This window comes from Thermogemmatispora sp., from assembly GCF_019683755.1.
Classification (GTDB): Bacteria; Chloroflexota; Ktedonobacteria; order Ktedonobacterales; family Ktedonobacteraceae; genus Thermogemmatispora.
In genome coordinates, this window is sequence record NZ_JADGHT010000180.1 from 1 (window position 1) to 9,085 (window position 9,085).

General features: G+C 59.3%; 3 protein-coding genes. All 3 read left to right on the forward strand.

Going from position 1 to position 9,085, the window contains the following annotated elements; translation table 11 throughout:
• Window positions 1–156: 156 nt before the first annotated feature.
• Window positions 157–2,958: an ABC transporter substrate-binding protein gene (locus tag IRZ24_RS12350; protein WP_297164662.1), complete on the forward strand. Its 2,802-nt coding sequence runs from the start codon at window positions 157–159 to the stop codon at window positions 2,956–2,958.
• 605 nt (window positions 2,959–3,563) lie between these two features.
• Complete coding sequence (locus tag IRZ24_RS12355; protein ID WP_297164665.1) at window positions 3,564–6,311, forward strand: ABC transporter substrate-binding protein; 2,748 nt, start codon at window positions 3,564–3,566, stop codon at window positions 6,309–6,311.
• A 59-nt stretch (window positions 6,312–6,370) separates the two neighbouring features.
• Window positions 6,371–9,085, forward strand: a 2,715-nt coding sequence (locus tag IRZ24_RS12360) for an ABC transporter substrate-binding protein (protein ID WP_297164668.1), incomplete at its 3' end; no start/stop codon positions are given.

Genomic DNA, 9,085 nt, shown 5'->3' on the forward strand with positions numbered 1-9,085 from the left:
CCTCTGAACATACTGCTTATGGCGTATGTTCAGTATACATGATTATCTTCATGAAAGGTGAATGGGGTGTAGAAAGAGAAGAGGGTAAGGGTCTGTCGTGGCTCTCCACTTTGTGCCCAGCGACAAGATTCGGGCAAGGAAGGCAGGTACACGAAGATGCAATGTCCTCACTGCGGGGCAGAGACTCGCCCCGGGGCCGGCTTCTGTGCCCACTGCTTTGGTCCTTTACAAGGGGAAGCGGCCATCAAGGGAGCCAGCACCGTCGCTGGCTCTCTAGCGCCAGGTAGCCACCTTCACGGCGGGCGCTACTACATCGCCCGTATCCTTGGCTGGGGTGGGGTAGGTGCTGCCTGGCTAGCAAATGATCAGCAGCGTAACGGCAGGCGCGTAGTCATCAAGGAACTGCTCTCTGATGCTCCTGATCCCTGGCGCCGCGAGCAGGATTTTAAACAGCTCAGTTTTGAAATATCAATTTTAGCGCATCTCGATCATCCATTTCTCCCAAGGGTACTTGACCATTTTCTCGACAGAGAGCGCTATTTTCTCGTCTGCGAGTACATAGAAGGAGAGCATGTCGAACGGCGACTTGCTCAGTTCTCCTGGCCGCTCGCTGAACGTGAAGTACTCGTCTACGCCTCAGAGCTTCTTGATCTCCTGGATTATCTTGAGAATAACAGTCCTCCGATTTTTCATGGAGACATCAAACCGACCAACATCGTCATTGGCCAACGCGATGGCGATGCTCACCTGGTCAACCTCATGCCCCCCACGGCTCAGCAGGCCCGCAATCGGCTGCGCCAGCGTCCGACTCTGCTGGGAACGCCAGGCTACGCAGCGCCCGAACAGTATCAAGGTCAGGCTGACCATCGCTCCGATCTCTACGCCCTGGCTGTCACCCTGCATCAGCTTCTGACAGGCTATGATCCTCGCCAGCAGCCCCCCTTTAGCTATCCTCCTGTGCGGGCCCTCAATCCCGGCATTTCGCCGGAGACCGAACGAGTGCTGATGTTGGCCCTGCAGGCAGATCCCAATCAGCGTTATCAGCACGCTGCTCTGATGAAGCGAGAGATCGACGCCATCTTGCTCCGCCACTTTGGCGTACCCTTTAGCACTCCCGCCCCGGCAACAGGCCAGGGAACCTCTCTCCCTCTAGCAGCCAGTGCGTCGCCCGTCTCGGGATTGCTTGGGCAGCCTCAGACACCCCCTCCTGCTACGGCAGCGGTCACGCAAGCAGACCGTCTGTCACTGTCACCGTCATCTCAGCCTTCTCAAGCTACGCAACCCGCCCAATCTGAAAGCCTGCGTCCTATCAGGAGGCGGAGGCGGCAGCCCATGCTTGCCAGGCCACTCACCCTTGGAAAGAGACAAGTTCCCCTTTCGCACCTGCTGCTAGTCATCGGCCTGCTCGTGGTCATCCTGGGTGCGACCGTCTTACTGGCCCTGCCCCGTCTGACGGGACCAGGCGACTCAACGGCTGCTAGACGCTCGGGAGCAGCAGCGCCACCTGCGCTAGCACCTTCGCCTCCTACTCTGCCGAACGGCATCGGGGGCTATACAGTGACCGATCCCGCTACAGGGCAAAAAGACTACATTGGCATTAGCGACGGGAGAGCGGCCTTTGATACCAATCGCCCTGATGGCAAGCTCAAGCAACAGGCTGCCCAACACCTGCAAAGCGGTGATGTCGGCGGGGCGGCGGCCCTCTGGCAGTCGGCTCTAAGCCTCGATGAAAATGATGCTGAGGCCCTGATTTATCTGGAAGATCAGCGAGTGCTCTCCTCGGGCAGTCCCTATATCACTTTCGTCGTAGCAACCATGCTCAGCGGACCCGATCCCGCCGCCGTGGGGGCGGGACGCGGCGATTTACAAGGGGCTTATCTGGCTCAGAAGGAGTACAACAGCGGCGGGAAGCTCGGCGGGGGCCTGCAAGTACGCCTGCTGATCGCTAACTCCGGCGGCAATAGTCTCTTTGCCACCACCGTCGCACAGCAGATTGTTCAGGCGGCGCGGGCCGACAAAACCATTGTGGGCATCATGGGCTGGCCCTACAGCTCTCGGGCCTTGAACGCGCTCCCTATTCTGGCACAGGCTCATCTGCCGATGGTTTCAGAGACGGCTTCTAGCGATCTGCTGACGGGACGCTCACCTTATTTTTTCCGCGTCTGCCCATCTGATCACCAACAGGGGCTGATCGGAGCTGATTACAGCTATCAGCGTCTGCAAGCGAGACGCGTCGCTCTCTTCTTCGATCCAGCCGACGCCTATAGCCAGAGTCTGGCCACGGCCTTCAGCACACGCTACCGCAGCGATGGCGGCAGCATTGTTGTCAGCGAACAGTATACGGTCGGCAAGTCGGGCAACTTACCGGCCCTGTTGCGAGATGCCCTCATGCATCAGCCCGACCTCATCTATTTTGCCGGTTTCTCTGCCGACGTTGCGGGCCTGCTGAGTAGCCTGCCGACCTCTGGTCCCTTTGCCCACTTGCAGGTCATGGGAGGCGACGGTCTCTACTTGCTTCAGGGCTACCCTAAGAGTGCCCGGGCTGGCTTCCTCCGTCTGCATTTCACAGCCTTCGCCTATCCCGATGAGTGGGGCTATCTGGCTCTCCCCCAGCCAGCCTTTTTTACGACCTATGCCCAGGTCTTCAATGCCAACGGACAGCAGAGTGGCTATGGCTATACCCGCCCCTTCACAGATAGCATGCTAGCCTACGATGCGACGCTGGTCCTCTTGGAGGCAGGCAGGTCGCTGATCAGCAGCGGCAAGGCAGCCTTTAATGGCCAGGACCTTCAGCAGGCTTTGGCTCGTCTGAATGGATCACGCAGCGTACAGGGTATCAGTGGCGTGATTGCCTTTGGGAGCGATGGAAATCCCCAGAATAAAGCGGTAGTTGTGTTGACAGTTGATAGCGTCGGACATATTAAACTGGAGTCCATTCAAGGACGCTTCCTGAAATAAGATCCTGGGAGGAGCAGACCCCTATCTGGCCCAGAGCAGGCGTGAGGGCGGTAAGAACCACGCGGATCACTCTACCAGGCCCTCTTGCTTGCTCGGCTGAGAGATCGAACAGCCTGAAAGAACAGCCCGGCGGCATGAGACGCTTGCGTATGGATGAGGCGCAGGCAAGTGCATGCTGCCGGGTCGCTCGCCCCGGTCTGGCAAGTTACGCCTGTCTGCTTTTGCCTCTTTAACTTTCCCCTCCAGTGTGCGTATTTTATCTGGTAGAAGAGAAAACCCCTGATGTTGGTCAACACCAGGGGCTGGCGAACTGGCAAGCACTCAGCAGAGGCCAAGTAGCTGCTTGCGCGTACTCGCGCGGCGCCTTCTCCCCTCTGGGCCTTGTGCTCCTGGCCGTCCGTGCTTGCGCCGTCACCCCAGGAGAAGTAGCCGGCCAGCCATGAATGAAAAAAGTAGCTAGCTAGCAGGGCCAGGAGAGCAGGGGGAGCAGGAACCAGCCTACAAAGCAGGCTGTTGGTCCGTTTCTCTTATCGTATCGGCGCAGGCAGCAGCGATCAATCGACTGAAGAGATTTGTCACTGGGCAGAGGAGGCAGGCGCGAAACCATGGATTGCCCCCATTGCGGCGCAGCGAACCGCCCCGAGGCGCGCTTTTGCAGCACCTGTGGCCGCTCTATGCTTGCTAGCAGCAGCTCGCTCACCAGCAAGCAGGTCGCTCCTGGCCCTTTGAGGCCAGGCATGCGCCTCCAGGGAGGGCGCTATGAGGTTGTCCGGCCCCTCGGAAAAGGGGCCGTTCTCCTGGCCGTTGATCATCGCCTCGACGGTAAGCGGGTCGTCATTCGCGAGCTGCGTCCCGCGGCAAGTGACCCCAAGCAGCGTCAGGAAGCTATCAGACAGCTCAAACGCGAGGTAGCGCGGCTGGCTCACCTGGATCATCCCCTCATCCCCTCGGTCACTGACCACTTTCAGGAGGGCGAGCGCTACTTCATGGTTGAGGAATATATCGAGGGCGACAGCCTGAACAAGCTGTTAGAGCAGCGCCAAGGCCCCTTAAGCGAGCGCGAAGTTCTCATCTATGCCGCTGATATTATTGATATTTTGGAATATCTAGAACTGCAAACCCCGCCGGTAGTCCATCACGACATTAAGCCTGCCAATATCGTGATCAGCGCCAGTGATGGACACGCCTATCTGGTGGGCTTTAGCCTTGCCCCCGCCGAGACGGAGGGAGAGCGCGCCCAACCCGAGCAGATGAGGAACACAGCCGGCACCCCTGGCTACGCTCCTCCAGAGCAGTATCAGGGCAACGCCGACCCGCGCTCTGATCTCTATGCACTGGCAGCCACCTTACATCATGCCCTGACCGGGCGTGACCCGCGTCATTACCCGCCCTTCAACTATCCGCCAGTGCGCAGCTTGAATCCGCAGTTGTCGCCTGAGACCGAGCGAATCTTGCTCTACGCCCTGCAGCAAGACCCTAACCAGCGCTACCAGAGCGCCAGCGCCATGAAGCGCGATATTGAAGCGCTACTCTTTCAGCGCTTTGGCTATCGTCCTGGCAGCTATCCTGCTAAAGCGGACGAACCAACGCTAGCGAGCGGCGTTGTCGCAGGGCAGACGGCGACGAGCAGCGGCTTATTATGGTCTGGCTGGCCCAATCCGTCCCCTACCGGTCCGGCGGCCTTGCCGGCGAGCGGGAGCGGCGGAGGCTTCGTGAGCTTCCCCTTGCCTGGGGGGCCGGCTACAAGCCTGGCCCGGCGGAGCATCTTCTCACAAAGGATGCTCTACGGCGTCCTGCTACTCCTGCTCGTCGTAGTCGTGATCGCTGGCGGCCTCTTGCTCTTCCTCATCCCGCGTCTGATCAGTCGCGGCGGTCCGACCACCTCGCTGGCTCAGAGCAGAACGATCACACCGCCGCCGACCCTCAAGAAGGGCCTGGGAGCCTACAACGTCGTCAATCCCGATACCGGCCAGAAAGACTATATCGGCATCAGCGATGGCAGCGTCGCCTTTGATGTAGCGCGTCCCGATGGTGATCTCAAGCAGCAAGCTGCCCAACGTCTTCGGCAAGGCGACATCAGTGGGGCTGTGGCTCTCTGGCAATCAGCCCTTGATGTCGACAGTAACGATGCCGAAGCACTAATCTATCTGGAAGACCAACGTGTCCTGGCCTCGGGCAACCCCTATATCACTCTAATCGTGGCCACCATTCTCACAGGCAATGACAGCGGTGCTGTCGGAACAGGACGCGACAATCTCCAAGGAGCCTACATTGCCCAGAAGGAATACAATAGCGGCTACAAACTTGGCTCAGGGGTACTAGTGCGCCTGCTGATTGCCAACTCGGGCAGTAGCAGCCTCTTTGCAACCACCATAGCACAGCAGATTGTGCAGGCCGCCAAAGCGGATAAAACTATCGTTGGCGTCATGGGCTGGCCCTACAGCTCGCGCGTGCTGAGTGCTCTCCCGATTTTGAGCCAGGCTCAGCTCCCGATGGTCTCGCCGAGCGCCTCTAGCGACCAATTAAGCGGCAAATCGGCCTACTTTTTCCGTGTCTGTCCCTCAGATCAGCGTCAGGGAGCCGTCGGAGCGGACTATGCCTATCAGCATCTGCGAGCCAGGCGTGTGGCCCTTTTCCTTGACCCGCTCGACCCCTATAGCCAGAGCCTGGCGGCGGCTTTTAGCCAGCGTTACACCGCCGAGGGTGGGACCATCGTTGTAGAGGAGCGCTATCGTGTCGGCAAGCCAGCCAACCTACCGACGCTCTTAGAGGATGCGCTGGCCCACAGCCCTGACCTGCTCTACTTCTCTGGTTACGCTAGCGACGTTGCTACGCTGCTCACCAACCTGCCAACGACAGGCCCGCTGGCCAGGCTGCAAATAATGGGAGGCGATGCTCTCTATCAGCTGCAAGGCTACCCAAGCAGCGCGCGAGCTGGTTTTCTGCGTCTCCACTTCACGGCCTTCGCCTATCCTGACGAGTGGAGCTATCTCGCTCTGTCCCAACCGGCTTTCTTTACCGTTTATCCGCAAACCTTCAATGCCAACAGCCGCCACGTTGGCTACGGCTACACGCGCCCCGACAACGATGCCATTCTCTCGTACGACGCAACCCTGGTGCTGCTGGAGGCCAGTCGCCACATCCTCGGCGGCAATGGCAAGACGACCATGAGCGGGGCAGAGCTGCGGCAGGCCCTGGCCGGACTCAACGGCCCCCAGGCGGTTCAGGGCATCAGTGGCGTCATCTCCCTGGGGCCTGATGGCAATCCTGACAACAAGGCCGTCGTTGTCCTGATGGTTGATAACGTCGGACACATTAAAATAGAGTCTGTTCAAGGTCGCTTTCTCAAATAGCAAGCGAGCGGGACAAGCAACGTTTTTGTATAGCAGTGAAATAACAAGGTAGGCTGAGCATGAAATGCCCTTACTGTGGTGCTGAGAACCGCCCGGGCGGGCGCTTCTGTAACCAATGTGGCAAGCGATTGAGCGCCGACACGGGTGTTACAAGCGACACCTGGCAGGCACCCGTGTCGCAAGGTGGGCAGGATGCCCAGGATGCCCATCCGACCCAGACCCAAACGCAGGGCCAGAAGGTCTCGACCTCGCTGCGACCCGGCGACCGTCTCCAAAACGATCGTTACGTCATCAAGCGGATTCTGGGTGAGGGAGGAATGGGGGCGGTGCTCCTGGCCGAGGATACACGTCTCAACAACAAGCTGGTCGTCATCAAAGAGCTGATTTCCGACAGCAGCGACCCGGCCCAATTGCAGGAGGACGTGCGCAACTTTAAGCGCGAAGTGGCGACGCTGGCCAGCGTCGATCACTTTCTCGTGCCAGCGGTGACCGACCATTTCCAGGAAGGCTCTCACTACTTCATGGTACAGGAATATGTAGCGGGAGAGAACCTGGAAGAGCGCCTGAACCGACTGGGAAAGCCACTGCCAGAAGGGGAAGTTCTCACCTATGCCTCCGATATCCTGCTGGTGCTGGAGTATCTGGCCAGTCGCAGGCCTCCCATCGTCCACCGCGACGTTAAACCGGCCAATATTGTCATTAGCGACAACGATGGACGGGCCCATCTTGTCGACTTTGGCATTGCACGCCCCGATCTGGCTGCAGGCGCAGCACGCAAGCAGACGAGTGCCCTGGGCACGCCGGGGTATGCCCCGCCAGAGCAATATCAGGGAAAGGCCGATCCGCGCTCAGATCTCTATGCGCTAGCGGCCACCATGCACCATCTCCTGACCAATCGTGACCCACGCGAGCATCCGCCATTTGTCTACCCGCCGGTGCGTAGCCTCAATCCACGACTCTCGCCAGAGATCGAACGCCTGCTGACTCGTGCTCTGCAGAACGACATTACCAAGCGCTATCAGAGCGCCAGCGAGATGAAGCAGGAGGTTGACCAGATTCTGGAAGAGCGTTTTGGCCTCATGGGCGCTACCTTGACTACCGGTGCGCATCCCATCAGCAGACCACGCCCGCAAAGCGGCGGTTTTCCCAGTCGCAGCTCGACCCCGACTTCTGCTCCCTTCTCGAAAGGGAGAGGGACCAGCCCGGCAGTGAGCACGGGAGGACCCTTTACACCGCTCCCGCCCACGATGCCATCAGCGATGCCCAGCTCATCACCCGGCGCACCTGATCCTGTCACCGGCCCAGTGCAGCAAGGCCAGCAGCAATTCCAGGCCTGGCAAGGGTCATACTCTCCGCCTCAACCGCGCCTTCGACCGGGCATCCGTGGCATCCCCGGCAAGCGGAACTACAATGGCCAGGTGCTGGCCAGCTTTCTCGTGCTCTTACTCGTTCTCATCCTCATTGCCGCCATTGCTCTGGGCGCCTTCAGTGGCTTGCGCCAGCGCCTGCAGGAGTCAGGGACCACAGGCACACACAGTAGCAGTGCTACAGCGGTCAGCACAGCGCTGCCAGCCAACATTAACGGCATTGGGGCCTTTACCATTAAAAACTCGCAGGGACAGCCTGAGCTGCTCGGTCTCAGCGATGGTAGCATTATCTTCGACACCACGCGCGCCAGCGGCGATGCTGATCTTAAGCAGCAAGCGGCCAAGAGCTTCAAAGCAGATGATTATGCCGCTGCCCAGTCATATCTTGCTCAAGCCATCGCCATTGATTCCAATGACGCCGAAGCTCTCATCTATCAGGAGAATCTGCGTGTCCTGGCCTCCGGCTCGCCCTATCTCACGCTGGTCATTGGCACCATGCTGACCGGCTCCGACACTGATGTTGGACGTGAAATCCTGCAAGGCGCCTACGTGGCCCAGCGCGAGTTTAACGACGCAGGCGGTCTCAATGGCTTCAAGTTGCGTCTGCTCATCGCCAATTCTGGCAGCGAGGATGGCTACGCGGGCACCGTGGCCCAGCAGATCGTCCAGGCTGCCCGTCAGGATAGCACCATTGTAGGAGTCATGGGCTGGCCCTTTAGCGCGCAAACCATCAATGCCGTCGGAGTGCTAGCCCGGGCCCATATTCCGATCGTCTCGGGAACGGCCTCCAGCGATCAACTCAGCGGCCTCTCACCTTACTTTTTCCGAGTGGCCCCCTCGAATCAGGTCCAGGCTAGCGCCGGCGCCCGCTATGCGCTGGAGACGTTGCACGCTCGCCGAGTGGCCGCCTTCTACGATCAAGGCAACAGTTATAGTAGCAGCCTCTACCGTGACTTCCGTCAAGCCTTCACGCAAGGAGGAGGGCAGATCGTTGTCGAGGAGCACTATCAGCGGAGCCAGAACAACCAGCTCCCGGCCTTGCTCTCCGACGCCTTGAGCAAGAATCCTGATCTAATCTACTTTGCTGGCTACGCCAGCGATATTACGCCCTTGCTCAAGTACCTGCCTACCACTGGTACATTCGCCAAGCTGCCCGTTCTCGGCGGCGATGCCCTCTATCAGCCCCAGGGCTATAGCGCTGTCAGGCAAGCCTTTACGCGCTTGCACTTCACCTCCTTCGCCTACCCCGATGAGTGGAGCTATTTGGGCCGCTCTCTGCCCGCTTTCTTCAGCGACTATAGCCGCTTCTACAGCGGCAATGGTCAGCACAGTGGCTATGGCTATACGCGGGCTGACTTCAATACCATCCTGGCCTATGACGCCACTGAAACGCTGCTAGAGGGCTGC